The following is a 25,061-nucleotide window of genomic DNA, read 5'->3' on the forward strand; positions in this document are numbered from 1 at the left end:
TTTCCGTGCGCATGTACGACAACCCGGTGATCAGCGGGTTCCACCCCGATCCGAGCGTGTGCCGGGTCGGCGACGACTACTACCTGGTGTGCTCCAGCTTCGAGTACGTTCCCGGACTGCCGCTCTTCCACAGCCGGGATCTCGTGCACTGGGAGCAGATCGGCAACGTGCTGGACCGCCCCGCACAACTGCCGCTGCCCCTCCCCGGCGCCAAGGCGTCCGGGGGCCTCTACGCCCCCACGCTCCGCCACCACGACGGCCGTTACTGGGTGATCAACACCAACATCGACGGCGGCGGAAACTTCGTCGTCACGGCCGAGCGGCCCGAGGGACCGTGGAGCGACCCGGTGTGGATCGACCTGGAAGGGATCGACCCCGACCTGGCGTGGGAGGAGGACGGCACCTGCTGGTGCGCCTTCTCCGGCCCCGCAGGAGGCATCAACATGGCCAGGATCGACCCCGTCGAGGGAAAGGTGCTGGAGGGGCCCTTCGCCACCTGGTCCGGCAGCGGCCTCAAGTTCCCCGAGGCACCGCACCTGTACCGCATCGGCGACTGGTGGTACCTGCTCATCGCGGAGGGCGGCACGGAACGCGGCCACGCCGTGTCCGTGGCCCGCAGCCGCTCGCCGCGCGGCCCCTGGGAGGGCGCACCCGGCAACCCCCTGCTGTCCCACAGCGGCACCGCCCGCCCGATCCAGAACACCGGCCACGCCGACCTGGTACAGGCCCCCGACGGCAGCTGGTGGATGGTGCTGCTCGGCGTCCGCCCGCGCGGCTTCACACCCGACGTGCACGTCCTCGGCCGTGAGACGTTCCTGACCCCCGTGGAGTGGGACGAGGACGGCTGGCCCGTCGTCGCGCCCGTCCCCGAACGGCACCCCGCGCCGGACGGCGCCTGGCACCCCGTCCCGGCCCCGCCCGCCCGCGACGACTTCGACGGGCCGGCTCTCGCACCGCACTGGATCTCGCCGTTCACCCGCCCGGAGGGCTCCTGGTCGCTCACCGAGCGCCCCGGCCACCTGGTCCTGCACGCGACCGGCCCCACCCTCGACCGCCCCGGCCACACCTTCGTCGGCCGCCGCCAGCAGCACCACGACTGCCGCGTCACCGCCCTGACCGACCCGGGCACGGGGCGCGGCGGTCTGTGCGTGCGCCTGGACGAGGCCCACCACTACGAGATCGAGGCCGGGGACGGGGAGGTCCGCGTCGTCGCCCGGATCGGGCCGCTGCGCCAGACCGTGGCCCAGCGCTCCGTCCCGGCCGGGCCGCTGCCCCTCACCGTCACGGTCCGGACGACCGGCCTCGTACCCGCGTCACCCGAACTCACCGACGGCGGGACCACGGGCCCCGACACCATCGCCTTCCATCTCGGCGGTCCCGACGCCCCGGGCGCCCGGCCGCTCGCCGAACTGGACGGGCGCTACCTGTCCACCGAGGTCGCCTGCGGCTTCACCGGCCGCGTCATCGGCATGTACGCCACCGAGGGCACGGTCGCCTTCGACTGGTTCGAGTACGTCCCCGCCCCGGCGACGACCGGATGACGCGCGCGTGCACGGCGTGCGCGTGCGAGCGGGACCCGCTTCACGAGGGGTCCCGTCCGCGGCCGGTTCGACCCCGGCCGAGGGGCCTCCCGGTCCCCGGAGGCCCCTCGGTCCGTTGGGCTGCTGACTTCGGCTTGTCAGGGTGAAGCCGGTTCGTCGAGGGTCGGGCCGGTGCCGGCTGTGAAGCCGTCGAGGGGGCCGGACCGGCACTGCAGGCGCTTGAGCCGGTTGCGCACGAGGGCTTCGAGCCGGCCCAGGGCGACGACGACGAGGTTGGCCAGACTGCGTTTGACGTACGCCCACCCCCTCTCGGCCGGGTTCAGGTCCGGTGAGTACGCGGGCAGCAGGAACACCCTCAGCCACTCACGCTCGGCGACCGGATTCTGCATCGTGCGGGAGACGTGGGTGTTCAGCCGGTCCCAGACCGGCACGACCGGTGCCTTGACGAGTTGGTGGACGCCGTCGATCAATGCGATGAAGTCCCGCTCACCCATGCTGCGGCGCGTGTTCTTGCCCGCTCGGTGGGTGCGCAGGCGATGGCACAGCCGGGTGCGGGAACCGGGCCGCATCGCGATCAGCCCGGCCACCGGCAGACGTCCCGGGCGGCGCCCGATGACGGTCACGACCGGGGGTGTCCGCGCCGGCCCCTGGGGGTGCCCCCGGCGGAGCTGGGGGAGTGCGTCCTTTGGGCGGCCGGCGGGTGAACCCGGCTTCGTCCTCGCAGCGGAGGCGGTCCCCGCAGGCCGCCCAGGCTCTTTCGCCTCCGTCCAGGCCGCCTCCTTCCGCACGGTGACGGCCTGCTCGTCGCGTCCGGCGACTCGCCGTGCGCGCCCCCGCGGTCCGCCGCCGGAGGGAATCCGAACGCTCAAGGCTTCAAGATCGTCCCGTGGCCCCTTCTGGGCTTACCCCGGTGATCCTTCTCCGGGGCGACACCGGCGAGACGTACGGCTACAGGAACGCCGCGTTCTCCACTCGTGACCAGCAGCACGGCTTCGTGCTCGCGTACCGCCCGACGACCGCCCGCGACGGCACAGAGGCCCAGGTACGCCACGTCATCCGCTGCAAGGACACGTGCCGCTCCGCCGCGGGGGCCGGGCTGCTACGGCAGCCCGGCCCCCGTCCCCCGGTTTCCCCGTTCCCCCGTTGTTCTCCTACGGATCTAGCTCATGGAGTCCGAGGCACAGCGGGACCCGCTGTCCCACGGGTACTTCTTGCCCAGGCAGACGTACACACGGACCGTCCCGCTGCCCGCCCCGTTGGACTCCCAGGAAATGGGTTCCCCACCGGAAGTGGAGGTGTCGTCCACTGCGAGCGGACCGTAGCGGCCGTTCGCGTCCACGACGTATGCGCGGGCCGCGACGCCGTCGGCCTGGTGGTCCTGTACGTAGTTGTAGTAGCCGTCGTCGAAGTAGGCGTGTCCGCTGCTGGGCTTGCACACGGTCGCCCGCACGGTGCCGCCGGACAGCCCGTGGGAGTTGGCCACGGTGGCGCGCACCGTCTCGCAGCGGACGGCGGCGTGGGCCTGGGCCGGCAGCGCGAGACCGAGGGCGAACAGGGCCGTGGTCACTCCGGTCAGCGAGGCCGTGGCCCGCCAGGTTCCTCTTGCCATCGTTCGAGTCCTTTTCATCGGGTTTCCCGGTGGTCGGTGATGGTGCGGGTGCCGGTGCCCGCGGGTCAGGCGGCCCAGCTGCCGGTGGACTTCGCGTCCGAGCGGAACTCGAAGGCGAACAGGGCGCCGTCCCGCACGTTCCTCGCGATGACGTTCCACTGCCCGGCACGGGCGAGGGTGTAGTTCGCCTGGCACTCCAGGCGGCCGTCGGTCTCGAAGCAGACCTTCACATAGCGGTTCGTGTTGGGCTTGATGTTGATGTCGGCGCACGCGCTTGAGGTGCTGAACACATCGCCCGCCGGGAGCCAGTACGTTCCGGCCGGCTTGAGATAGCTGTTCGCGCCGCCGTAGCAGGAAGCCGACGCGATGTCGTGTGCCTGGGCCGCCGGAGCGAGGCCGAGGGCGCCGCCCGCGAGCACGGTCGATATCGCGGTCGCGGCGATGCGCTGACGCATGGGCATGAGGTGTCCCCCTGGGATCGACGAGTCGGGTGGGTGGGTGCTCCGGCCGGGGCAGCACCGAGCTTGCTGGGATGGGCCGGACGGGGACAAGAGCCGTCGCTGTCCCGGACAGCTCACTGACTGTCCGGCCTGGTCAGCGCCTTGTCCGGGTCTTGTCCGGATCATGAGGACCGTGGCGGGAAACGGGATTGTGCGGCCGATCGAGCAGGGCCGACGATGTGCGGCATGGAGATCAGAGGGGGCTCGGGCCCCCAACAGGCTTCTGACGCCGCCGAGTTCATTGCCGCCATGCGGGAGCTCAAGGAACGGGCGGGGCTGACGTACCGCCAGTTGGAGGAGCGCGCCACCGAGCACAGCGAGGTGTTGCCGCGCAGCACCCTGGCCGATGTGCTGCGCGGCCGGACCCTGCCGCGTCCGGAACTGCTGGCCGCCTTCGTACGAGCCTGCGGGGACGGCGAGCGGGCGGCGCAGTGGCTGGCGGCCCGGGACAGCCTCGCCCGAGGGGGGACCGCCGAAGGGAGAGGCGCGGATCCGAAGCGGGGCGTCCGCCTCGGTGCGCGGGTGTTCGGGGTTCCCGTCCTACCGGCGTCGGTGGCCCTGGTGGCGCTCCTGGCCGCTGCCGTCTGGGCTCTGGTCCCCTCCCGGGACGACGGCGGCTCGAAGGGCGCCGGGGGCGGGGGCCTCGCCGCGGCCGACGCGCGGCCCCCGCTGCCCCAGGGTCGTGTGCAGATCCGTCCGGCCCTGGCGGACGGCCTCTGCCTGACGGATGGTCACAGCAGCCGGTACCAGTCACTGGTCGCCGTGCAGCGGCCGTGCGACGAGGTCGCGCCCCAGGAGACGACGCTGGTTCCGCTCGGCGGGAACACCTTCCGGATCCGCTGGTACCACCCCGACCACGGCCCCGGCTGTCTGAAGGCCCTGGCCGGGGGGCCGGGTTCCGGGCTGCTGGAGCCGTGGGACGACTGCGGGAAGACGACCCCGTTCCGGATCGCGCCGGCCGGGCCGGACGAAAGCCGACGGTACTCGCTGCGTATCGACGGCCGGGGCTGCGTGGCCATCAGAGACGCGGACACCTCGGAGGGGGCCGAGGCCGTGGTGGAGCCGTGCCGGCCGAAGGACAGCCAGGTCTTCGTCATCCGGTCGGCGCCGTGAGCTTGAAGGGCAGCCCCGCCGTTCGGACGCGGCCCTCTGCCGCGCCGACTGGACGTTCGCACTGGATCCGCCCCCGGCATGGGCGCGTTGATGGCGTGCGAAAGCACCGGCCAGAGCGTGGACGACTCCTACGAGCCGTGGCGTGACCTGACCACCGACATCCGCGCGCTGCGTCCGACCGGCTACGACATCGCCGACCGACTGCGCTCTGCGGTGGCCCGACGACCGTCCTGGCCCCGCCGGCGCCGGGATCACCCAAGTGCGGCGCTGCTCGCCTCGGCGCTGACCTGTCGCAGAGAAGCGGAATGACCGCCGGGCCGGCGCACCGGTCAGGCGCCGGCCCGGCGGTCCGCTGCCGTCGAGGTCCGTTCCGGGGACTTGCCCGCCCTCCCTGCCCTCTCTGGCCGCTCACTCCTGTCGCAGGGCCTGGCGCATCCAGTGGAGGCGGTCCAGGGAGCGGCGGCGCATCCACAGAACCCAGGCGCACAGTGCGACCATGCCGACCGCGAAGAGAAGGGGGAAGACCAAAGACCCGCTGACGGCCCCCAGGACGAACAGGCCGACCGCGACGAGGCCCATGGCGCCGAGCCAGTACGGCAGCCACTTGCCCGCCCGTTCCATCTGGCCGAGCTGCTCGGCGACCAGCCGTCGCACGGCCGCCCGCTCCTCGGGGTCCTGCGGCACCTCACGGTGGCGAATCCTCCGGTTCAGATCGGCGAGTCCGCCCGCGTCGGTGCCCACGGCTCGGGCGGCCCTGCGGCGCTGTACGGCCAGGACCGCGACGGCGATCCCGGTGTAGAGAGCGCTGTGGAGCACCCAGACAGCTGGATGCTCGTCCCTGCGGATCAGGGCCATAACGCCCAGGCCCAGCAGGAACACCAGGATCGCCTGCGCGGTCAGACTGCGGTCGAGTAAGCGCTTGAGCGAGAGCACAGCGCAGACCTCCTCGAAGAGGGAGTCGGGACATCCTTGTCACGCTCCGGATACCCCGTGTTCTTCCCCTCATCGGGGCCGCGCGCAGCCGGGCCCACCCGCCGGGGCGTCCACGATCGGCTGCGTGATACTCCGGGCCGCCGCGCCTGTGCTGCCCGGCAGTGCGGCGCGCATGGTCGCAGCCGACGCCCTGCACATCTTGCGCCTCGAGGGAGGAGGTGCCCGCCCGGCTCGGGTGGACGTGGAAGCCGCGCGCGGCGAGGCCCGGCCGGCCGGGCGTACCCGACGCGGCGGCCGGGTTCGCTGGGGACACGGGGGTGGACGCTGGCCGGTACCGGCATCCGGTGCGCTGCCTCCGCCTGAACCGCTCCGGGTTCGACGGGAGCTCCATGCGTCGACTCCAGCTGCCGGTTGGGGCTGACGTTGAGTGTAGTGGTTGGTCTCATGCGACTTGGCGGTCGGCGCGAGGTCGGCGTAGGAGGCCAGGTGGCGGCGCTCGGGAAGGAGCTGCCGTCGCCGACGGTGACCAGGAGGACTGCGGCGGTCCTGACGCCGACGCCGGGCTTCGACGTCAGGGTCTCGGCAAGAGGGTGGGCCTCCAGCAGGCTCTCGATCTGATCCTCGAGGGCTCTGCGTGGTTCATGGACGGCGGCCAGCGACTTGGCGAACGAGGGCACGATCACATCGAGCGTGGTCGTGCCGGGAACGACGACGGTCTGTTCGTCGAAGGCGGTGAAAGATGTCATCGACGAGCCGCTGGGCCATGCGCGGGGCTCTGGGCCGGATGACTTCGACCAGTTTGCGGCGGCCGGCCTTGCGCAGAGCGTCCGGAGATCCGTAGCGCTCGAGGAGCCAGGTGACCGCGGGATGGTCCAGGCGGGGGCCCAGGACCCGTTCGAGGCTGGGGTGGAACTGGGTGAGCAGGCCGCGGATGCGGTTGGACGTGCGGTTGGCCTCGTCGGCGAGGTCCTGGTCGAAGCCGACCAGCATGGTGAGTTCGGCGGTGACCTCGTCGGCGAGCTCGACGGAGCGCAGGGTGTGAGGCATGCATGGTGCGGGCGGCGTCCGCGGTCACCGCCGCATCGCGGGCGTCGGTCTTGGCCTCGCCGGGGTGGAGGTCGGCGATCCGCCGCATGGCCAGTCCGGGCAGGTGGGCGACCTGGCAGCCCGCGTCGCGGGCGACGGTCAGCGGGAGGGCGCCGATGGAAGCGGGTGGGTCCACGACCACCAGGACGGTGTCGAACTTGGCGCGGAGCTTGCCGAAGGCGGCTCTCAGTCGGGGACCACCGTTCGGGAGCGGCTTGTCGAAGACCTTCTTCCCTGCCGGAGTGGGGCCGTGGCCGTGGTGCGTGCTCTTGCCGACGTCCAAGCCGAGGAAGACGCCCACCTGATCAATGTCGATCACCGTGCCCCCACATGCGTCGATGCCGTGCCGGCCTCGTGGTCGGGGCCGTTCGCGCGCATCCACGTTGTGCAGACCTGCCGCCCACGAGCTGCCCGGCATTGCGCCGGGCCGGGCGGTGGCCGGACCTCTGATCACCGGGTCCGACGGCACCCCTCGGACCCGGTGACACCACCCCCCTGAGGTCATCCGATCGACAGGGGGCAACAGTCATGCCGGGCCCGGAGGCCAGCGGCCCTCTTGCAGGGCCGCGAGGAAGATGGCGGGGCCGGCTGCTGCCAGGGGCGCGGGGAGTCCCTCGGGTGAAGCGGGGGTTAAGGGGCGGAATCAACGTGCTGGGTTTCCCTGCCGGATCCGGGGGAGGTTCCACCTTTCGCCCCCACTTAAACAGAAGATTTCACCTGGGCATGCGCGGCCCGGCGGACGTAGCATCGAACCGAAGCGTTACAGCGGTATTTCCGCGCGGACAACTGAACCCTGAGCGGCAGGCACGAATCAGGTGACCCACAGGGTGGAGCGGCGATCCGCCAGGCGCGCGGAACTCGGACCGAACGAGGTCCGTTTGACACCTGCGCGCGGTGGTCCGCGCAGCGAGAGTGAGGTGGGCTCCATGGACACACTGGTCATGGCGATTCCCACGGTCGAAGACGGGGTCGCGGCGTGGCATATCGCCCGCGAATCCCGGGTACTCGACGTGAATTCCTCCTACAGTTACCTGCTGTGGTTCAGGGATTTCGCCCGTACGTCCGTGGTGGCCTCGGATTCCGGTGACGTGCCGGTCGGATTCGTCACCGGATTCCGCCGACCCGAACAGCCCGACACCCTCGTCGTCTGGCAGATCGCCGTGGACCGGGGGCAGCGCGGACGCGGCACGGCCAGCGCCATGCTGGACCATCTCACCGCCCGGCTGACGGCGGACGGCGCCCTGAGGCACCTGGAGACGACCATCAGTCCTGACAATGCCGCGTCCCACCGGCTGTTCCGGTCCTTCGCCCAACGGCACGCGGCACCGCTCGAAAGGGACCTCCTGTTTCCGGCGGAACTCTTCCCCGACACGCATGAAGCCGAGTTCCTGTACCGTATCGGGCCGCTGCGCCGGTGAACGGTGAACGGTGCCCTCGAAAGGACCGAGAATTAAGTCCGTTCGTCCTCCGTAAGGAGCGAGCATCATGACGGCTGCCCAACCCGCCTCCGACGTGTTCGAGAGGCTCGAGTCCGAGGTCCGCAGTTACTGCCGGGGCTGGCCCGCCGTTTTCGACCGGGCCAACGGCAGCAGGCTGTACGACGAGAACGATCGGCCTTATCTGGACTTCTTCTCCGGTGCCGGAGCGTTGAACTACGGGCATAACAACCCGGTGCTGAAGCGCGCGCTTCTCGACTACATCGAACGTGACGGTGTCACCCACGCCCTCGACATGTCGACGGCCGCCAAGCGCACGTTCCTGGTCACCTTCCAGGACGCCGTGCTGGCACCGCGCGAACTGCCGTACAAGGTGATGTTCCCGGGGCCCGCCGGCACCAACGCCGTGGAGGCCGCCCTGAAACTGGCCCGCAAGGTGAAGGGCAGGGAAGCCGTCATCTTCTTCACCAACGCCTTCCACGGCATGTCACTGGGCTCCCTCGCCGTCACCGGCAACGCCTTCAAGCGGGCGGGCGCGGGCGTCCCACTGGTGCATGCCATCCCCATGCCCTACGACGAGCGGCCGGACGGCCGGGAACCGGACTTCCTCTGGTTCGATCGGCTGCTGGCCGGCGAGGGCTCCGGACTGGACACCCCGGCGGCCGTGATCGTGGAAACCGTGCAGGGCGAAGGCGGGATCAACGTGGCCCGGGCCGAGTGGCTGCGCGACCTCGCCGAATTGTGCCGGCGCCGGGACATGCTGCTGATCGTCGACGACATCCAGATGGGGTGCGGCCGCACCGGCGCGTTCTTCTCCTTCGAGGAGTCCGGCATCACCCCGGACATCGTGACGCTCTCGAAGTCCGTCAGCGGATACGGACTCCCGATGGCGCTGACCCTGTTCCGTCCCGAGCTGGACATCTGGCAGCCCGGCGAGCACAACGGCACGTTCCGCGGCTTCAACCCGGCTTTCGTCACCGCCACCGCCGCGCTGGAGGAGTACTGGCGCGACGGCCGGCTGGAGAAGCAGACCCTGGCCCGCGCAGAGCAGCTCGAGCAGGCGCTGCGGGCCGTCGCCGCCGACGGACCGGCCCCCGCGCCTGACGTGCGTGGCCGTGGGCTCGCGTGGGGCATGGAATTCGCCGATCCGTCCCGTGCCACCGCCGTGTGCGCCCGTGCCTTCGAACTGGGCCTGTTGCTGGAGACGTCCGGCCCGGAGGACGAAGTCGTCAAACTGTTCCCACCGTTGACCATCAGCGACGAGGAACTGGAGGAAGGGCTCGCGCTGTTCGCCCGCGCGGTGCGGGAGACCGAGCGCCCGCCGGGACCCTCCGGCCGCTGAACGCACGAGCGCGCCGGCGGTCGTGCGAGCGAGCATCCACCCTGCGGAAGAAAGGTGGGAGATCACCATGATCGTCCGTTCCTCCAAGGAGGTCGAAGGCACCGACCGGCACGTCACGAGTGCGTCCGGCACCTGGGAGAGCAAGCGGCTCGTCCTGGCCAGGGAGCGGGTCGGTTTCTCCCTGCACGAGACGACGCTCTACGCCGGTACGGAGACGGCGATGTGGTACGCCCACCACGTCGAGGCCGTGTTCTGCGTCGAGGGCGAGGCCGAACTGACCGACGAGGGGACCGGCGAGAAACACTGGATCGTGCCGGGAACGATGTACCTCCTGGACGGCCACGAGCGGCACACCCTGCGGCCCAAGACCGACTTCCGCTGCGTGTGCGTCTTCAACCCGCCCCTGACCGGTCTGGAGGATCACGACGAGAACGGCGTCTACCCTCCCCCGGAGCCGGATGCCTGGAGGGACCCCACCTGACGGAATCCGAGAGCGACGAAGCGTGAGGACGACCATGACGACGCTGTACAACCACCGCAGGACCACCGACCTGTATCCGACCCGTGGCCCGGCCGAGGCGATGCTGCCGCGTCGGGACCCCGTGGTGTGGTCCCCGTCCGACACGCCGGGGCCCTTGGGGCGAGCCGGACTGCGGGACTTCGAGCACACCGGTTTCACGACCGTGGACGTGCTGCTGGACCCGGACGAAGTAGCCCTCTACCGGGCCGAGTTGGACCGACTGATCCGGGACCCGGCGGTCCGCGCCGACGAGCGCGCCTTCATCGAGCCCGCATCGCAGGACATCCGCTCGGTGTTCGAAGTGCACCGGATCAGCGAGGTGTTCGCCTCGCTCGTGCGCGACGAGCGCGTGGTGGGAGCGGCCCGCCAGATCCTCGGCTCGGACGTGTACGTCCACCAGTCCCGCATCAACGTGAAACCCGGCTTCGGGGCGAGCGGCTTCTACTGGCACTCGGACTTCGAGACCTGGCACGCGGAGGACGGTCTGCCGCGCATGCGGGCCGTGTCGGTGTCGATCGCGCTCACCGACAACCACGTCACCAACGGAAGCCTGATGATCATCCCCGGCTCGCACAAGACCTTCCTGGGCTGCGCGGGGGAGACGCCGAAGGACAACTACAAGATGTCACTGAGGAAGCAGGAGGCGGGAACGCCGTCGAACGAGGCGATCACCGCGCTGTCGGAACCGAACGGCATCCGGTTGATCACGGGCCGGGCCGGCTCCGCGACCTGGTTCGACTGCAACTGCATGCACGGCTCGGGCGACAACATCACGCCGTACCCGCGCAGCAACGTGTTCCTCGTGTTCAACAGCGTGGAGAACACAGCGGTGGAGCCCTTCGCGGCACCGGCACGGCGGCCCGCGTTCGTCGGAGCGCGGGACTTCGCACCGGTGAGGTGAGACCCGTGCGCGCCGGACGTCCGTGGGAACCCGCCGGACCGCTGCCGCGGACCGCCGCGGAGGCGCGGAAACGCCCCGCATCGCACCGGGGCAGCGGGGCCACGGCCCCGCCCCGGTCACCGCGGTCGGCAGCACCGGGGAGCCGTACTCTCCGGGCCACGTGCCGGTGCCGCCCGGCATGAAAGGCCCGAACCGGTCGCGGGGCCCCCTGGCAGACGCCGGGCGGGGCGAAGGGCCCACGCCCGGTGGACCCGCGCCGGCCGGCGTGCTGTACGTGCCCGTCCGGCCGGAGGGCCGCTGCTACGTGACCTGCTTCTTCCGCACTCCCGGCGGGCACCGTACGGCCGTCGCCTTCACTTCTTCCGCACGGCTCCTGGCGACCCTCGGTCAGGACCACCCCTGGATCAGGCTCTCCGCCACTGCGCTGCGTTCCCTCGCCGCACCTCTCGGGTGCACCGCGCTCACCATCGACCCGCAGGCGTCGGTCCCACCGGGCAGCGCTCGCCCCGAAACCCGTTCGGACACCGGTGAAGACCGGCCCGGGGCACCGCCGGACCGATGACGGTTTCCCTCGTCAGGGCGGTCGTGGACGGCACCGGGAGGGCCGGACGGCCCGCACCGGCGTGGAAGCGGCCGGCCGAGGCGGCGCCGGACGCCGGCCAGTGATCAGGACGGTCCGCATCGACCCGGGGCGGCCCGTGGGGGCCGCGATCCCCGCACGGCGAGTGGCCCGCACGCAAACGAGCACGGCTCGGTACCCGGCTGCCGCTCGGAAGGGAGCACATCACGGCGGTTTGCGAGGTATGCGGGAACGACTACGCCCCGTCCTTCGATGTGCACACGGTCGGCGGGGCGGTTCACACGTTCGACAGCCTGGAATGCGCGGCCCACAGGCTGGCGCCGATCTGTGACAACTGCCAGTGCAAAGTCCTCGGGCACGGGCACCAGGTCGACGGACGGTTCTTCTGCTGCGCCCACTGTGCCCGTTCGCGCGGTTACGAGGCCCTCACGGACAGCGCGTAGCCGCTCGGCGCACACGGAGGGCGAGTCGACGACGTGCAGGGCCAGGTCCGCACCCTCGACGGCCTGACCTATACCCTCACCGACACGGTCGGTTTCGTCCGCCGCCTCCCGAACGAGTTGGTCGACGCCTTCCGCTCCACACTGGAGGAGGTCGTCCAGGCGGACCTGGCCCTGCACGTCGTCGACTCCTCCTCGCCGGTGGCGACGGAGCACATCGCCACCGGCCGCGGGGTCCTGCGCGAGACCGGCGCCGAACAGGTGCCGGAATCCCGAGCGGTACCGCCTTCGGTGTCACCGTGGCCGGGCCGCTCGCCCTGGCCACCCGGGGGGCGACTGGCGGTACGCCTGGTTCGGCTTCGCGCTCGTCGCTCTGGCGATGGCCTGGTACGCGGCGCGGGTCCTGCCCGCCGGGCGCCATGAGGGCAGGGGGAGCGGCGGTGGGAAGACCGTCACCGTGCGCTGGTTCCTTCGCCCGGCGTCCGCGACGCTGTATCTCACCGCGTTCGTCTACGGTCTCATCGGCGCCTTCTACTGGGCCTTCGCCCTGGAGGCCGTCTCGGACGCGACGGGAGAGAACTCCCTGATGGCGCCGCTGTTCTGGACGCTCATGGGGCTGGCCGGGATCAGCAGCGTCTTCGCCGGCGCCTTTTTCGTACGGCTGGGGCTACGGCTCGGCCAGGCGGTGCTGTTCATCGCGCTGTCGGCCGCGATCGCGCTGCTGGGGCTGGCTCCCGGCGCTCTCCCTGCGGTCCTCGCCTCGGCCGTCCTGTACGTGCCGACTTTCATGGCCACGTCCTCGCTGCTCGCGCTGTGGAGCTACCGGGTCTTTCCCGAATAACCGTTGACCGGTTTCAGCGCGACCGTCCTGGCCCTCGGCATCGGGACCTTGACGGGGCCCGCCACCCTCGGAGCGGTGGCGGACCACTACAGCGTGCGGACCGCGTTTCTCGTGACGGCGGCCGTGGCACTGGTGACCCTGGCCTTCCGGCCTCCCGCGCGGCGGTCGGAGCACAGTGACGCGCTGGGGGAGGAGTCACGGGCCGCCACCTGCGGACGATGAGGCCGTCAGCGGAACTGGCTCTCCCCGGTGGAACCGCGCAGCGCCAGGGTCTCCGCCGCCGGGTTGACCGCCGCGCTCACCAGGTCGAAGTACCCGGCGCCGACCCCCCTTTGGTGTTCGACCGCGGTGAACCCGCGCTGCTGGTCCGCGAACTCGCTCTCCTGCAGCTTGACGTAGGCGGGCATGCCCTCCTTCACAACGCGACCGCGTCGCCTTGAACTGCGGCAGACAGTTCTTCATGACCACGAGATGTCCGTTCTCAGGTCCTCGGGATCCAGTGTCTCGTGTGCCCAAGATCCGGGAGCAAGACCCGTCACCGCCTTAGCGATGCTGGTCAGGTGACCGTGGCGACGCCGATGCCGATGACGATGAACAGCCAGCCGGTGGTGAGCTCCCAGTGGTGACGGACCCTTGGGCGGGCCAGCAGCGCACGCAGCCGCGCAGCGACGGCCACCAGGGCGAACCAGTAGGCCACCCCGATCAGAACGTCCAGGATGCCCAGGAAGAAGATCTGCTGGGTCCTGGAGCCACCGCCGTCGTCGACGAATGGGGGAAGGACGCTGAGGAAGAACAGCGCCGCCTTGGGATTGAGCACATTGGTGAAAAACCCCTGGGCGAAGCCGGAGCGCCACCGCGCCCAAGCCGAACGGGGTTCTTCCGGCGGCGCCTGCGCGGCGGCGTACGGGCCGTCGTTCTCCACCGCTCGTCCGGCGGCCCGCTCGTGGGCGGACCGACGTGCGGTGAGCACCGCCCGGACGCCCAGGTAGACCAGGTAGGCGGCGCCCAGGAGCTTGATGGCGTCGTACGCCACGGGGGAGCGGGCGGCGATCACCGACAGGCCGGTGGCCGCGGCGAGCATGTGCACGCACAGCCCGGCCTGGGCGCCCAGCGCCGCTGCCCGCCCTTTGGCCGGGTGCTCGGCCGCCGAGCGGACAACCACCAGAAAGTCCGGCCCGGGGACCACGTACGCCACCAGTACCACGCCGAGGAAGCCGATGAGATCGACCGACATCCATCCTCCGTTCGTTCACCCTGCGGCCCGGTGGCCGCGGGGGTCGTAGGCGTCCGTGGGCCGGTGTCCCCGTCAGGCCACCAAGGTGCGGGCGCCGGCGATGGCCGCGACGGCTTCGTCGATGATCCCCAGGCTCTGCTCCAACTGCCTGTCCGCCACGGTGAGCGACGGCAGCGGCTTCACCGCCTCGTCCCGGGGGCCGGCGGTCTCCAGGAGCTGCCCCGCCCGGTAAACGGCGCCGCACACCTCTCGGGCCGCGCCTGGACGGTCCAGCGGCAGGCCCCAGGACAGGCCCCGCCCGCACGGCGCGGCCAACCCGTGGCGACGTGCCGTCCCGAGCAGAGAGTGGCGGACCCGTTCGCCCAGCACTGCGGTTCTGGCCTGGAAGGCGCTGTCGGACCAGAACACCCCCAAGGCCCGGGCGGCGGTGACGAACGCCGGGTTGTAGCCCCGGAACGTGCCGTTGTGCTCGCCCGGCTTCCACACGTCGTACTCGGGGCGCATCAGCGTGAGGGCCATGGGCGACCCGTACCCGCTGAGGGACTTGGACAGGCAGATGATGCCGGGGACGATTCCGGCCGTCTCGAAGGAGAAGGACGGGCCGGTGCGCCCGCAGCCCATCTGGATGTCGTCGGCCACCAGCAGCGTGCCGTGCCCCTGGGCCATGACGATGTCCTCGGGCGTCTCAGGCGAGGTGACCGCCTTCAGCGCTTCCGTGGGCACCCGGGCTTCCGCCGCACCGAGCCCGTCGTGCAGAGCGACCTCCGTGGCCCTCTGCGGCAGGACCGAGCGGAGCTTGCCCGTCACACGGCGCTTTCGGACACCCGGATCCGGGACAGACCCGAGGCCGGCGCCGGCGAGGACGACGAACGGGTCGCAGCCGGCGAATTCGAGGGCTTGCCTCTTCAGACCCGGGGGCGGCGTTGCGGTGCGGACGCCGGCGGACTCATGTCCGGCAAATAGTGACGAGCGAAGAGCGTGGCGACCAGATCTCGTCGGCTGCGGACGCCCGTCTTGTCGAACACCGACTTCAGGTGGTCCTGGACCGTGTGCGGTGACAAGCCTGCACTGCGGCTGATGTCGGCTGTGGACCGCCCCCGCAACACCAGCGCCATGACGTCCCTCTCGCGAGGAGTCAGTCCGTACGCCGCGACGATCAGCGCGATGTGCTCGGCGGGACCGGCTCGTTCAACGACGACGGCGGTGCGGGCCGGGGCCGCCGTGGGTTCCTCCAGGCGCCAGGCGTGCAACCGTACCCGGCCGTGCCTGCGGCTGTGCATCCACGAGGTGTGGGAGGCCGCGGCCCCTGCGGCCTGCACCGCCGCTGCCACCGCGTACACGGCGGGAGGCAGTCCGCGCTCCCCGGACGGCACGCCGTCGGCGTGCGCCAGGTCGTTGAACCACATGGCCACGGTGGGTGTCGCATGGACCACTTGGTGGTCGCCGTCCAGCAACACCAGCCCCGGCGCCGTCTCCGAGGCGTTCGCTTCGGCGAGCCGCGTCAGGTGCAGCTGGCGCAGTGCGTTCCCCAACGGCTGGACCAGCGATGCCGCCGCAGCCAGCTCTGGGGAGCCGAACGGGGGCGCATCGTCCGCGCGTCCCATGACCAGGGCGCCCCATGCTCCGTGACGGTCCCGCAGCAGTACGCGCAGCTCGTCGCGGAAGCCGAGGGGCCGCATGATGTCGCGGTACCGGGGACTGAGGGTGAGGTTCCCGTTCGTCTCCCGGCTGAGCAGGCCCACCGGCGTCGGTCTGGCCGCCAGGTCGGACAGGTCGTTGGCATCCCCCTCGCGGTACTCGATGTCGAGCATGCGCGGCATCATGGCGGGCGGCAGGCCGTCTCGGTAGTCACCGCCGGTGTTCATCAACGTCTGCGGATCCACGGTCAAGCAGGCGCATACGTCGAAGCGCAGCGCAGGCCGTACGACCCGTTTCACCGCCTCGAAGAACTCCTCGACGCTCCGCGCGGACTGCGCCGCCCGCGCCGCCGCGTCCCCGGTCTCGCCGACCCGTCTTGCTCCCCCATGACGCCTCATGGTCCGAGGCTAAGCGTGCACAACAGTTCCCGAGCCCGGTTTGCGCAGGTAGCTGTGCCTCCGCTTACCGTGCCCGGGAACCGTCGACGTCCGGGGCGCGCGATCGACGCCTCGGTACGGGTCAGCGGTTGTTGTGCAGGACGAGGTTGAGCTTCGCCCAGTCCTTGCCGCCGTTCTCCCCGTTGCGGAGCGTGATCTCGCTGACCGTCGAGGTCTGTCCCGCGGGGACGTAGCGGTTGAATTCGTACTCGGCGTCGAGGTCGGTGTTGGTGTCGTTCGTGCCTTCGTAGAACCGCAGGGTCACATAGATCATGACTCCGCCGCCGGCGTCCGTCTCCGCGGACACATGCTTCTCCACACGGATCTCGCCCCCGCACGTGGTCTCCCACCACACCGACGGCGTGCGGACCTCGTTCACCCAGCCCTCGGAGGCGACGTTGCCGTTGCAGTACGTACCGGCGGCGAAAATGCCCTCGTCGTCGCGGATCGTGTAGGTGCCGGTCAGAGCGACGTTCCGCCACACGGAGGCCGTGACCGCGTCACCCGCCGCAGACGGGGCCGCACCGGCAGCCGGAGCCCCCGCCACCGTCAGGCCGGCGACCGCGGCCGCGGCCAGCATCCCCATGGTCTTTCTTCGCATGGACATCTCTTCCCCCTCGTTGTCGTCACCGAATGCGCCGAAGGCGGCTCACCACCCTCGACCGGATAAAGAGTGCCGCGGCCGGTCGGCGTATCCCATCCCAGACATCTGGGGGGTCTCACCACCGGCGGGCTGTCACCTTCGGGCTCACCGTCGGCACCCCCGCGCCCGGCCGGGCGCGGTCCCCGCCGGCAAGGACCACCTCCGGCTGCGCAAGCTGACCGGCAAGGCGTTCCGCCCGCGCCGCACGGGCCTGATCACCTCAACCCGGCGAGCAGGCCGGCCATCGTCCCGTAGCCCTCGCGGACCGCGTCCGCCCTTCCCAGCCGGTGACGCTCCGGCCGGATCGCGCCCAGATGCCTCGCCGCATAGACCCGCGACCGCCGCACCGCCGCCGACCGGTCCAACCGCCCGTGGGCCTCCCGGAACGCGGTCCGTCCATCGTCCTTGGCCCTCGCCATACGGATCGTCCAATCCGCCTCCGGCGCCCCGAAGAGGCAACGGTCGAAGTCCAGCACGCCGCTGATGGCCGGCACGTCGGCGTCCCGCTCGAGCAGAGCGTTCACAGTCCACAGATCACCGGTCAAAAGACGGGGCTCGGCCACCTCGTCCAGCACCGCCCGGCCATGGCCGGCCACGCCAGCCACCTCGCGCGCATCCGCCGAGTCCAGCCCCACACCGTCCAGGTCCGCGGCGATGCCCTCCAACGACGCGATCACGGCCTCGCTCCACGGGGCGTATCCAGGCCCGGCCACAGCCCCGAACCACGTACGGCGGCTCGTTCGAGTTCCTGCTCATCGGCATGGTCACCGTCGCAGCACCGCCGGTGTCCATAGTCGTGGCCGCGTTCCTGGTGAACGCCCGGCAGGTCTTCTACGCCCTGTCCTTCCCCACCGCACCGCGTGAGGGGTTGCCTCGGCAAGACGTACAGCACCTTCGCGCTCACCGCCCGGGCGCCGGCGGCCTGCCGGGTCGGCCGGAGCATCGCGGAAAAGCGGTCCATGGCCAGGCAACCGCCGACCTGCTCGCTGCGCTGCGCCGTCAGGATGAGGAACTGCTCGAAAGGCTGGAGGACAGCGTCGTCGACCAGGGTCGGGCCGTGGCGGCCGCGGCCAACGGCTTTCGCGCGGAGAACGGCGGTGGCTGGGCCGATGCGGCCCGCGCACGGTGCGGGCCGTCGCCGGCCGGGTGCGGCGGTGACGACAGGACCGCACGGCGCGCGGGGCCTGCTCACACCGACTACCGCCCCGGTGTGCAGTGGGCACGACGGACGGGAATGTGCGGTCGGTGAGACCGTCCGTCGGCGCGGCAGGCGCATCTTCGGCTGACGTGGCCGCGGTCGCCTGCCGTCGGCCACGTGGCGGTCCCCGTGCACATCCTCGGATCGGCCGATGCGGTTCCGTTATCGTCCGAGCCAGGTCCGGTCACACAGCGGACCTAGCCTCAACGACCGTGACCGCTCAGCACGCGAGGTCTTCGGCATCCCGGCCCCGCGGCCCGGGCGGTCTGCCTCCGGCGGCGGACCCACTGCCGGCCTGTCCTGGCCGGCGTGGGACGGCGTGACGTTCCGACCTCGGAGTCATCGCGGGGCGGGCCTGTGTGCTCCAGCCCTTCGTTCCTTCATCCCCGACGAAAGAGATGGCATGAGCATGTCCTTATCTCCCGGCAGACGAATACGTGCGGCCGCCCCCCTGGGAGCTCTCGCCATGGCCGCCGTGATCACCGCGACCGGGATGCCGGGGGTGAGCCAGGCCGTCGCCCTGACCCCTGACGCTCCGGCAGGCTCAGGGAAGGCCCTGTCCGTTCCGGGGGCGAAGAGCGCCAAAACGGTGACGCTGATCACCGGCGACAAGGTGTCGATCGCCGCGGACGGCTCTGTCGCCGGGATCGAGAGGGCCAAGGGGCGCGAGGGCGCGTCGTTCTCGGTCCGGAAGGTCGACGGGCACAGCTTCGTCATACCGGGCGACGCGGCGCCGGCTGTCGCCCAGGGAAAGCTCGACCGGCGGCTGTTCGACGTGACGCAACTCGTCGCGTACGGGTACGACGACGCGAGCCGGTCCGACCTGCCGCTGATCGTCACCTACGCCGGGGACGAGACACCCCCCGCGAGCGCCTTCCGCGACGCACGGGCCAAGGCCGGCCAGGAGCTGACCAGCGTCAACGGCGTGGCGCTACGGGCCGACAAGCACGGCCACTCCGCGTTTTGGGACACCTTCACCGACGGCGGGGACGGTGGACAGGGCACGGCGCGGCTGTCCGGCTCACCGGCGGTGAAGAAGGTGGTGAAGGTCTGGCTGGACGGCAAGCGCCAGGCCGACCTGGACAAGAGCGTGGCCCGGACGGGCGCGCCGACGGCCTGGGGCGCCGGGTTCGACGGCACGGGCGTCAAGGTCGCCGTGCTGGACACCGGCGTCGACCAGACGCACCCCGACCTGGCGGGCCAGGAGATCGCCGAACGGAACTTCTCCGACGCTGAGGACAGTGTCGACCGAGTCGGCCACGGCACCCATGTGGCCTCGACGGTGGCCGGTACGGGTGCCAGGTCGCAGGGCAGGTACAGGGGCGTCGCGCCGGGCGCGCGCATCCTGGACGGCAAGGTCCTGGACGACAGCGGCGGCGGCCTGGACTCCGGCATCATCGCGGGCATGGAGTGGGCGGTCGCCGAGGGCGCCCAGGTCGTCAACCTCAGTCTGGGCGGCACCGACACCCAGGGCATCGACCCGCTGGAGGAGACGGTCAACCGTCTCTCCGCCGAGACGGACACGCTGTTCGTCATCGCCGCGGGCAACGCGGGCGAGGGCGGCGAGAGCACCGTCGAATCGCCCGGCAGCGCCGAGTCCGCGCTGACGGTCGGCGCGGTCGACCAGGCCGACCAGCTCGCCGACTTCTCCAGCCGCGGCCCGCGCGTCGGTGACGGAGGAGTCAAGCCGGACCTGACCGCGCCGGGCGTCGACATCACGGCTGCCGCCTCCACCGCGAGCGGCATGGAGCAGGTGTTCCCCTCGGGGACGCCCGGTTACGCCACCCAGAGCGGCACGTCGATGGCCGCTCCCCATGTCGCGGGCGCCGCCGCCATCCTGGCGCAGCAGCACCCGGACTGGACCGGCGAGCGGATCAAGGCGGCGCTCACCGCTTCCGCTGAGCCCGGCCCGTACAGCGCGTACCAGCAGGGCACCGGCCGCACCGATGTGGCCCGGGCGATCGGGCAGAGCGTCGTCGCCGAGCAGGGGCCGATCAGCTTCGGCCGCCCGAAGTGGCCTCACACCGATGACGAGCCGGTGACGAAGGAGATCACGTACCGCAATCTCGGCACCGAGCCGGTCGTCCTGGACCTGGCGATCGAGGCGCTCGGGACGGACGGCGGGCCCGCCCCCGAGGGCATGTTCGAGATGTCGCCGAGGCAGCTCACCATTGCGGCGGGCGGCGCGGCGAGCACCACGGTGACCGCCGATACGCGCGTCGGCGGCGAGGCCTACGGCTCGTACGGCGGTTCGGTGACCGCGGCCTCGGCCGACGGCCGGACCCGGGTGCGCACCGCCTTCGGCGTGGAGCGCGAGATCGAGTCGTACGACCTGACCATCAAGCACCTGGACGACGACGGCAAGCCGACCGGCAAGGGTTTCACGACGATCGACGGCCGGGACCGCGACTACTACCAGGAGTTCGCCGACGCGACGGACGGCGAGATCACGGTGCGCCTGCCCAAGGGCGGTTATGCGCTCACCGGGGTCCTCAACGCCGGCGGCGAGTCCGCCGCCCCCGCCTCCCTCTTCCTGGCCCCGGCCCTGCAGCTGACCAAGGACACCACGGTCGTCATGGACGCCCGGGAGGCCAAGTCCACGCGCATCACCGTCCCCGACGCGGGAGCCGAGAACCACCACGCCCAGCTCATCCCGGGCTACACCCGCTCCGACGGGCAGCCCTTGGGCTTCATGCCGTCCGTCTTCGACTTCCCCGATTTCCAGAGCTTCAAGGTCGGTCACATCGGCCCGGAGGCGCCGAAGGACGCGGCATACGCCCAGTACAGCGGTTTCTGGACACATCAGCCGGCCGGCGGGCGCGCAGTGAACTACCGTCTCGCGTGGAACCGTACGGGTTCGCTCGGCGGCTTCACCGCCGACGTCCGGCGCGAGCAGCTGGCCGAGATCGACTTCGCGGTCGGCAGGCCCGGCCTTGAGCCAACCGCTCAGGTCGCGGTGATGCCCCTGACACCCATCGGCGAGTTCGCGGCCGACTTCAGCACCCCCACCCAGCGCCAACTGCCGCTGCGGACCTCTGAACACGTCCTCGGCAACGGCGTCAAATGGTCCTACTCCGTACACCAGTGGGAGTCGGGGAACGCGCAGATGGGAAGGCCCACGGCGTACCAGCCGAAGAAGAGCTACACCGCGCGGTTCAACGTCGGTGTCTTCGGTCCGCTCCTGCCTCCGGGTGAGGGTGAACCGCGGTGGGGGCGTCCCGGGATCGCGCGGAGCGGGAACACGATCAAGGCGCATCTGCCCATGTTCGGCGACAGTGACGGGCATGAGAGCGGCAGCGGCTACACGGAGCTGGAGAGTTCGCTCCGCGCCGACGGCGAAGAAATCCCCGTCGAGGGCGATCCGCTGGACATCGCCGAGTACACCGTCCCCGCCGGGAACGGCCGGTACGAACTGAGTGTCGACGCCTCCCGGGACCCCGAGCTGCTCGCGGTGAGCACCCGCGTGCGGGCGCAGTGGACGTTCAGGTCGGCCGGCGTGTCCGGGGACAGCTGGGTCCGGCTGCCGCTGTCCGTGGTCCGTTTCTCCCCCGCGCTGTCACTGACCAGTACGGCGAAGGCCGGCGAGAGGTTCCAGGTGCCCTTCACCGTGGAGGGCGCGGCCACCGCTCGGACAGCCAAGAAGCTGGAGTTCGAGGTGTCCTATGACGACGGCAGGACCTGGAGCACGGCCAGAGCCGTCAACGGCACCCACCTGTCGCTGAACCACCCCGCGCAGCCGGGCACCGTCTCGCTGCGTGCCAAGCTGACCGACCGTGACGGCAACACCCTGGTCCAGACGATCGACCGCGCCTACCTCACGGTCCGGTAGGGCGAGGGCAGCGGGGCGAGCACCGAAGGGCCCGTTCACCGACAGAGCCCGGTTCGAAGGCGAATTCCGGGGATCGTCGCAACACGTGATCACTGACGTGTGGTGGCGAGCAGTTCAGACAGACGCCCGGCTGGGGTTTCCCAGCCGGGCGTCTTGCGTGGGCGGCTGTTGAGTCCGGCAGCGACCGTGTCGAGGCGGGCGCGGGTGCGTCCGGACAAACTGCCGCTCTTGGGGAAGTACTGCCGCAGGAGGCCGTTCGTGTTCTCGTTTGAACCTCGTTGCCAGGGGCTGCCGGGGTCACAGAAGTGGACCGGAACGCCCGTGGCGGTGCTGAAGGCGTGATGTGCAGCCACTTCAGCGCCTTGGTCCCAGGTCAAGGGCCTTTTCAGGTGAGGCGGAAGAGCCTGACTCCCTGTTTCCAGGTGGTTGTCCCGGCGTAGCGTGTCGGTGCACCGATACGGTGAGCCTCATGGCTGCTGAGTGGGTGGCGTCTTGACGGCGCGGAGTAACCGTGGCGACTGTCATCACCGGCGTCATGGCCGGGGCCCATGTCCGGGGGCACGCGTCCCTGCTCCTGGTTCTGGTTTCCGCACTCGTCGTCGGCGGGCTAGCTGACGTGGTCAGTCCGCCCCGGGGCCGTCCGAGCCCCTCGTCGGGGCGGTGGTGCCGGGGTGTCGTCCTTTTCCCGGAAACCGCGGTGTGGCCTTGCGGGCTCCGGCCGCATGCTGGTGGGCTCTGCAGGAGGCCGAGTCGACACCGACCATGCTCCAGCCGATCCGGCCGGCCAGGTCGGCGTGGGCCTGTACCGCCTGGAGGATCCGGTCCCAGGTGCCGTTCGCCGACCAGCGGTGATGCCTCTCGTAGACGGATTTCCAGGGGCCGTGTCGTTCCGTGGCGCACGCCCCATCGACGAGTCCGTCGACATCGTGATCGCCCTCGGCTGGGCCACCGAGGACAGCAGCGGAACACTCACCCTGACAGCTGCCGGGCGCCTGGCGTTCGACACCGCCAAGCACGTGATGGACCAGGTCTGGGCTCAGCGCCATGACGGCATCCCTGACGAGGCATACGTGCAGGCGCTGAAGGTGCTGCAGCAGTTCATCCACAACACCGGCGGGCAGGCATGGCACCATGCCATCGGCGAAGCAAACCAACCTGCATGAGACACACCCGCGAGGGTCCCACAATGAGAGGACCCGACCCTGGTGGTCCTGGACACCCAGGGCGTCCACATGGCCGCCGGGGGCCCGCCTCCACGAGCGGCCACGACCCGGCCAAGCGGGCGCCCGGCCGCGAGCGGGGGCTTGCCGTGGACGTCCTCGGTCTGGTCATCGCGGCCGTCGTCCTCGCCGCGAACACCGACGACAACATCGCGGGCATCGTCCTGCTGGACCAGGTCGCCGAGCACGCCGGCGGAAGCGTCCGTGAAGCCCTGGCCGATCAGGGCTTCACGAACCAGGTTGTCGCGCACGGACATCGGCCTCGGTGGTCGACGGGCACAGAGCCTACGGCGCGATGAGCGTCGGGCGGCGAACACGGACTCCAGCGCAGCTCCACGCCGTCGGTACGGCCACCCGGTCGTGTTCTCCCGGACAGCCTCAGCGGGTGTCTGACTGCCTCATTCCTTCAGGCGGGCGTGGATGGCTTCGCTGATGGTCCGCACCGCACGGTCGACCCCGCGCACCGTGGCCTCGGGGGAGAGCTGTTCGGATTCGTAGATGAACGCTGTGGAGCCGCGCCGGCTGCCGCAGTAGTCGACGATGCCGTGCTCGATCTGCGTCCGCAGTGCGCTCTCGTATCCGTGGCGCTCATACGCACCGGAGTCGTCGCCGGCGATGGGGAGGAGATGGGTGGTGAGGTTCTGCAGTCTCGGCCGCAGGCCCGTAGCGGGGGAGTGCTCGAAGGCCCAGCCGTTGACGAAGACACGGTCGATCCACCCCTTCAACAGTGCAGGCATCGACCACCAGTACACGGGGAAGACCAGCACGAGATCGGTGGCACGCTCAAGACGACGGTGCTCAGCCATGACGTCAGCCGGATAGTTGCCGCCCTCGTGGTACGCCCGACGATCCGCCGGTGTGAACCGGGGGTCGAACCGCTCCTCGGACAGGTCGGCAATCTCGACCGAACCGGGTTGAAGAGCTGCCTCAAGTCTTCCCAGCACGTAATGCGTCAGGGACCGGGGGTCCGGGTTGGCGGCGACCAGCAGGGTATGCATCGATGGCTCCAGTTACGTGAAAAACGGCTGCTGACAAGTGGTGGGGATGTGCAGGATGGCGCGCGCGGTGCTCCGCCTCCCGGAGTGCGGTACGCCAGGCAGGGGCCTGCGGGACTCAGCACCGCCAGGCTTCCGCTGCCGCGGCCCGCAGGACGAAGTCCTCGAACGTCCGCGGCGCGCGTCCCAGCACGGTGGCGACGTCGTCCGACGCCCAGGCGGCGACCCCGCGTTCAAGCAGCACGAACATCTCGGCGAGGTGCTGGGCCTCGTCCTCGCTCCAGCCCTCCTGAACCAACGTCGCGGTGTACTCGGCCGGGGAGATGCGCCGGTAGACGATGGGCCGCCCGGACGCCCGGGAGATCAGGTCGGCTGCCTCCGCCCAGGTCAGTCCGCGCGGTCCGGTCAGCTCATAGACCCGACCGGCGTGCCGGCCGGGCTCGGTCAGTACCGCGGCCGCTACGTCGGCGACGTCCTCGACGTCGATGAACGGCTCGAGGACCGCACCCGCCGGAAGCGCCAGCTCGCCGGCGGCCAGCGGGACGCGGAAGGGGTGCCCGTCGAAGTTCTGGGCGAAGTTCGAGGCACGCAGGACGGTCCATTCCAGTGCCGAGCCGCGCACGGCGTCCTCGGCCGAGCGCATGTCCAGCCCGAACGGGGAGTCGCCCCAGTCGTCGGCGCCGTGCCCGGAGAGCAGGACCAGGCGCCGCACACCGGCGGCCTCGGCCTGCGCCACGAACTCGTGCACCGGACCGGGCACGGGCGGGGGCACCACGTAGACGACGGTGACGCCCCGCAGGACCTGATCCCAGCCGGCGGGGTGGAACCAGTCGAACGGGGTCTGACTGGAACGGGAGGCGGCGCGCACGGGTGCGTCGCGCAGCCGCAACCGGGCGGCCACCCGCCGGCCGGTGTTGCCCGTCGCGCCGAGGACGAGAGTGATGTCGTTGCTCATGACAGTGAGCCAACAGCACGCACCCGGACGGTTCCATAGGTGATACGCCAGATCACCTGGGTAATCGTCT

The 25,061-nt window shown here is 70.8% G+C and carries 24 protein-coding genes and 5 pseudogenes; 14 read left to right on the forward strand and 15 right to left on the reverse strand.

All coding sequences use genetic code 11. From position 1 onward, the window contains the following. Window positions 1-11: 11 nt before the first annotated feature. A complete protein-coding gene (locus tag ACIQ8B_RS27265; RefSeq protein ID WP_403550470.1) occupies window positions 12-1,541 on the forward strand; it encodes a glycoside hydrolase family 43 protein in 1,530 nt (509 codons plus the stop codon). A 137-nt stretch (window positions 1,542-1,678) separates the two neighbouring features. Here the strand turns inward: ACIQ8B_RS27265 and ACIQ8B_RS27270 are convergent, their stop codons facing one another. The 3 genes from ACIQ8B_RS27270 to ACIQ8B_RS27280 all read right to left on the reverse strand — a co-directional run bounded on the left by ACIQ8B_RS27270 (window position 1,679) and on the right by ACIQ8B_RS27280 (window position 3,611). Then, window positions 1,679-2,164, reverse strand: a complete 486-nt coding sequence (locus ACIQ8B_RS27270; protein WP_403550389.1) for a transposase — start codon at window positions 2,162-2,164, stop codon at window positions 1,679-1,681. A 536-nt stretch (window positions 2,165-2,700) separates the two neighbouring features. After that, window positions 2,701-3,150 carry a hypothetical protein gene (locus tag ACIQ8B_RS27275; RefSeq protein WP_403550391.1) on the reverse strand — a complete coding sequence of 150 codons (450 nt, stop codon included), beginning with the start codon at window positions 3,148-3,150 and terminating at the stop codon, window positions 2,701-2,703. Window positions 3,151-3,215: 65 nt separating this feature from the next. Then, entirely contained in the window at window positions 3,216-3,611 is a 396-nt protein-coding gene (locus ACIQ8B_RS27280) for a hypothetical protein (protein WP_290011228.1), read from the reverse strand. 225 nt (window positions 3,612-3,836) lie between these two features. Here ACIQ8B_RS27280 and ACIQ8B_RS27285 point away from each other — a divergent pair, with 225 nt between their 5' ends. Beyond that, a complete protein-coding gene (locus ACIQ8B_RS27285; protein ID WP_403550393.1) occupies window positions 3,837-4,763 on the forward strand; it encodes a helix-turn-helix domain-containing protein in 927 nt (308 codons plus the stop codon). Window positions 4,764-4,841: 78 nt separating this feature from the next. After that, window positions 4,842-5,072 (forward strand): hypothetical protein, encoded by a 231-nt coding sequence (locus tag ACIQ8B_RS27290; RefSeq protein WP_403550395.1) that lies wholly within the window; start codon window positions 4,842-4,844, stop codon window positions 5,070-5,072. Window positions 5,073-5,171: 99 nt separating this feature from the next. On the opposite strand, the gene ACIQ8B_RS27295 is transcribed toward ACIQ8B_RS27290, so the two are convergent. Both ACIQ8B_RS27295 and ACIQ8B_RS27300 read right to left on the reverse strand, forming a co-directional pair. Then, complete coding sequence (locus tag ACIQ8B_RS27295; protein WP_290011225.1) at window positions 5,172-5,696, reverse strand: hypothetical protein; 525 nt, start codon at window positions 5,694-5,696, stop codon at window positions 5,172-5,174. Between the two features lie 411 nt (window positions 5,697-6,107). Next, a pseudogene (locus tag ACIQ8B_RS27300) lies at window positions 6,108-7,101 on the reverse strand (IS110 family transposase); the annotation flags it as partial. Window positions 7,102-7,708: 607 nt separating this feature from the next. Here ACIQ8B_RS27300 and ectA point away from each other — a divergent pair. From ectA to ACIQ8B_RS27335, 7 genes are all read left to right on the forward strand, one after another. Further along, window positions 7,709-8,200 (forward strand): diaminobutyrate acetyltransferase, encoded by a 492-nt coding sequence (ectA, locus tag ACIQ8B_RS27305; protein ID WP_403550397.1) that lies wholly within the window; start codon window positions 7,709-7,711, stop codon window positions 8,198-8,200. 67 nt (window positions 8,201-8,267) lie between these two features. Further along, window positions 8,268-9,560 (forward strand): diaminobutyrate--2-oxoglutarate transaminase, encoded by a 1,293-nt coding sequence (ectB, locus tag ACIQ8B_RS27310; protein ID WP_403550399.1) that lies wholly within the window; start codon window positions 8,268-8,270, stop codon window positions 9,558-9,560. 67 nt (window positions 9,561-9,627) lie between these two features. Continuing rightward, window positions 9,628-10,041: an ectoine synthase gene (locus tag ACIQ8B_RS27315; RefSeq protein WP_403550401.1), complete on the forward strand. Its 414-nt coding sequence runs from the start codon at window positions 9,628-9,630 to the stop codon at window positions 10,039-10,041. Window positions 10,042-10,075: 34 nt separating this feature from the next. Then, window positions 10,076-10,981: an ectoine hydroxylase gene (gene thpD / locus ACIQ8B_RS27320; RefSeq protein WP_403550403.1), complete on the forward strand. Its 906-nt coding sequence runs from the start codon at window positions 10,076-10,078 to the stop codon at window positions 10,979-10,981. 178 nt (window positions 10,982-11,159) lie between these two features. Then, entirely contained in the window at window positions 11,160-11,543 is a 384-nt protein-coding gene (locus ACIQ8B_RS27325; protein WP_403550406.1) for an SAV_915 family protein, read from the forward strand. A gap of 494 nt (window positions 11,544-12,037) precedes the next feature. Further along, window positions 12,038-12,424 (forward strand): hypothetical protein, encoded by a 387-nt coding sequence (locus ACIQ8B_RS27330; RefSeq protein WP_403550408.1) that lies wholly within the window; start codon window positions 12,038-12,040, stop codon window positions 12,422-12,424. Beyond that, window positions 12,381-12,842: a hypothetical protein gene (locus tag ACIQ8B_RS27335; protein WP_403550410.1), complete on the forward strand. Its 462-nt coding sequence runs from the start codon at window positions 12,381-12,383 to the stop codon at window positions 12,840-12,842. The genes ACIQ8B_RS27330 and ACIQ8B_RS27335 overlap by 44 nt, the downstream gene beginning before the upstream one ends. A 227-nt stretch (window positions 12,843-13,069) precedes the next feature. On the opposite strand, the pseudogene ACIQ8B_RS27340 reads toward ACIQ8B_RS27335, so the two are convergent. From ACIQ8B_RS27340 to ACIQ8B_RS27365, 6 genes and pseudogenes are all read right to left on the reverse strand, one after another. After that, window positions 13,070-13,258 (reverse strand): annotated as a pseudogene (locus ACIQ8B_RS27340) (isocitrate lyase); the annotation flags it as partial. 140 nt (window positions 13,259-13,398) lie between these two features. Further along, on the reverse strand, window positions 13,399-14,076 hold the full coding sequence (locus ACIQ8B_RS27345; RefSeq protein WP_403550412.1) for a LysE family translocator: 678 nt from the start codon (window positions 14,074-14,076) through the stop codon (window positions 13,399-13,401). Between the two features lie 72 nt (window positions 14,077-14,148). Further along, the gene (locus ACIQ8B_RS27350) at window positions 14,149-14,883 is read right to left on the reverse strand and encodes an aminotransferase class III-fold pyridoxal phosphate-dependent enzyme (protein ID WP_403550414.1); all 735 of its coding nucleotides are present in this window, start codon (window positions 14,881-14,883) and stop codon (window positions 14,149-14,151) included. A 98-nt stretch (window positions 14,884-14,981) separates the two neighbouring features. Further along, entirely contained in the window at window positions 14,982-16,112 is a 1,131-nt protein-coding gene (locus tag ACIQ8B_RS27355) for a LuxR C-terminal-related transcriptional regulator (RefSeq protein WP_403550416.1), read from the reverse strand. Between the two features lie 121 nt (window positions 16,113-16,233). Continuing rightward, window positions 16,234-16,758: a hypothetical protein gene (locus ACIQ8B_RS27360; protein WP_290011204.1), complete on the reverse strand. Its 525-nt coding sequence runs from the start codon at window positions 16,756-16,758 to the stop codon at window positions 16,234-16,236. 251 nt (window positions 16,759-17,009) lie between these two features. Continuing rightward, a complete protein-coding gene (locus tag ACIQ8B_RS27365) occupies window positions 17,010-17,471 on the reverse strand; it encodes a hypothetical protein (RefSeq protein ID WP_403550418.1) in 462 nt (153 codons plus the stop codon). Window positions 17,472-17,554: 83 nt separating this feature from the next. Here ACIQ8B_RS27365 and ACIQ8B_RS27370 point away from each other — a divergent pair, with 83 nt between their 5' ends. Further along, the gene (locus ACIQ8B_RS27370; RefSeq protein ID WP_403550420.1) at window positions 17,555-18,043 is read left to right on the forward strand and encodes an AzlC family ABC transporter permease; all 489 of its coding nucleotides are present in this window, start codon (window positions 17,555-17,557) and stop codon (window positions 18,041-18,043) included. 415 nt (window positions 18,044-18,458) lie between these two features. Beyond that, window positions 18,459-21,821 carry a S8 family serine peptidase gene (locus ACIQ8B_RS27375; RefSeq protein WP_403550422.1) on the forward strand — a complete coding sequence of 1,121 codons (3,363 nt, stop codon included), beginning with the start codon at window positions 18,459-18,461 and terminating at the stop codon, window positions 21,819-21,821. 89 nt (window positions 21,822-21,910) lie between these two features. Here the strand turns inward: ACIQ8B_RS27375 and ACIQ8B_RS27380 are convergent. Both ACIQ8B_RS27380 and ACIQ8B_RS27385 read right to left on the reverse strand, forming a co-directional pair. Next, window positions 21,911-22,222, reverse strand: a pseudogene (locus ACIQ8B_RS27380) (IS30 family transposase); the annotation flags it as partial. Between the two features lie 217 nt (window positions 22,223-22,439). Then, a pseudogene (locus tag ACIQ8B_RS27385) lies at window positions 22,440-22,711 on the reverse strand (IS5/IS1182 family transposase); the annotation flags it as partial. Between ACIQ8B_RS27385 and ACIQ8B_RS27390 the strand changes: the two are divergent. Next, window positions 22,703-22,984, forward strand: coding sequence for a hypothetical protein (locus ACIQ8B_RS27390; protein ID WP_403550474.1), 282 nt, complete (start codon window positions 22,703-22,705; stop codon window positions 22,982-22,984). The pseudogene ACIQ8B_RS27385 and the gene ACIQ8B_RS27390 overlap by 9 nt on opposite strands. A 27-nt stretch (window positions 22,985-23,011) precedes the next feature. After that, a pseudogene (locus ACIQ8B_RS27395) lies at window positions 23,012-23,295 on the forward strand (transposase); the annotation flags it as partial. A gap of 144 nt (window positions 23,296-23,439) precedes the next feature. Here the strand turns inward: ACIQ8B_RS27395 and ACIQ8B_RS27400 are convergent. Both ACIQ8B_RS27400 and ACIQ8B_RS27405 read right to left on the reverse strand, forming a co-directional pair. Beyond that, window positions 23,440-24,039 (reverse strand): NAD(P)H-dependent oxidoreductase, encoded by a 600-nt coding sequence (locus ACIQ8B_RS27400; protein WP_290011615.1) that lies wholly within the window; start codon window positions 24,037-24,039, stop codon window positions 23,440-23,442. Window positions 24,040-24,154: 115 nt separating this feature from the next. Continuing rightward, window positions 24,155-24,991, reverse strand: coding sequence for an NAD(P)H-binding protein (locus ACIQ8B_RS27405; RefSeq protein ID WP_403550424.1), 837 nt, complete (start codon window positions 24,989-24,991; stop codon window positions 24,155-24,157). Window positions 24,992-25,061: the final 70 nt, after the last annotated feature.

This window comes from Streptomyces sp. NPDC096105 (genome assembly GCF_044763335.1).
In the GTDB taxonomy this organism is placed as follows: domain Bacteria; phylum Actinomycetota; class Actinomycetes; order Streptomycetales; family Streptomycetaceae; genus Streptomyces.

Excerpts from the sequence above, each read along its gene's own strand:
- ACIQ8B_RS27265 (WP_403550470.1), top strand. The coding sequence starts at position 12 with ATGTACGACAACCCGGTGATCAGCGGGTTCCACCCCGATCCGAGCGTG.
- ACIQ8B_RS27275 (WP_403550391.1), bottom strand. The coding sequence starts at position 3,150 with ATGGCAAGAGGAACCTGGCGGGCCACGGCCTCGCTGACCGGAGTGACC.
- ACIQ8B_RS27280 (WP_290011228.1), bottom strand. The coding sequence starts at position 3,611 with ATGCCCATGCGTCAGCGCATCGCCGCGACCGCGATATCGACCGTGCTC.
- ACIQ8B_RS27285 (WP_403550393.1), top strand. The coding sequence starts at position 3,837 with ATGGAGATCAGAGGGGGCTCGGGCCCCCAACAGGCTTCTGACGCCGCC.
- ACIQ8B_RS27290 (WP_403550395.1), top strand. The coding sequence starts at position 4,842 with ATGGGCGCGTTGATGGCGTGCGAAAGCACCGGCCAGAGCGTGGACGAC.
- ectA (WP_403550397.1), top strand. The coding sequence starts at position 7,709 with ATGGACACACTGGTCATGGCGATTCCCACGGTCGAAGACGGGGTCGCG.
- ectB (WP_403550399.1), top strand. The coding sequence starts at position 8,268 with ATGACGGCTGCCCAACCCGCCTCCGACGTGTTCGAGAGGCTCGAGTCC.
- ACIQ8B_RS27315 (WP_403550401.1), top strand. The coding sequence starts at position 9,628 with ATGATCGTCCGTTCCTCCAAGGAGGTCGAAGGCACCGACCGGCACGTC.
- thpD (WP_403550403.1), top strand. The coding sequence starts at position 10,076 with ATGACGACGCTGTACAACCACCGCAGGACCACCGACCTGTATCCGACC.
- ACIQ8B_RS27325 (WP_403550406.1), top strand. The coding sequence starts at position 11,160 with ATGAAAGGCCCGAACCGGTCGCGGGGCCCCCTGGCAGACGCCGGGCGG.
- ACIQ8B_RS27335 (WP_403550410.1), top strand. The coding sequence starts at position 12,381 with ATGGCCTGGTACGCGGCGCGGGTCCTGCCCGCCGGGCGCCATGAGGGC.
- ACIQ8B_RS27345 (WP_403550412.1), bottom strand. The coding sequence starts at position 14,076 with ATGTCGGTCGATCTCATCGGCTTCCTCGGCGTGGTACTGGTGGCGTAC.
- ACIQ8B_RS27355 (WP_403550416.1), bottom strand. The coding sequence starts at position 16,112 with ATGAGGCGTCATGGGGGAGCAAGACGGGTCGGCGAGACCGGGGACGCG.
- ACIQ8B_RS27360 (WP_290011204.1), bottom strand. The coding sequence starts at position 16,758 with ATGTCCATGCGAAGAAAGACCATGGGGATGCTGGCCGCGGCCGCGGTC.
- ACIQ8B_RS27370 (WP_403550420.1), top strand. The coding sequence starts at position 17,555 with ATGGTCACCGTCGCAGCACCGCCGGTGTCCATAGTCGTGGCCGCGTTC.
- ACIQ8B_RS27375 (WP_403550422.1), top strand. The coding sequence starts at position 18,459 with ATGGCCGCCGTGATCACCGCGACCGGGATGCCGGGGGTGAGCCAGGCC.
- ACIQ8B_RS27400 (WP_290011615.1), bottom strand. The coding sequence starts at position 24,039 with ATGCATACCCTGCTGGTCGCCGCCAACCCGGACCCCCGGTCCCTGACG.
- ACIQ8B_RS27405 (WP_403550424.1), bottom strand. The coding sequence starts at position 24,991 with ATGAGCAACGACATCACTCTCGTCCTCGGCGCGACGGGCAACACCGGC.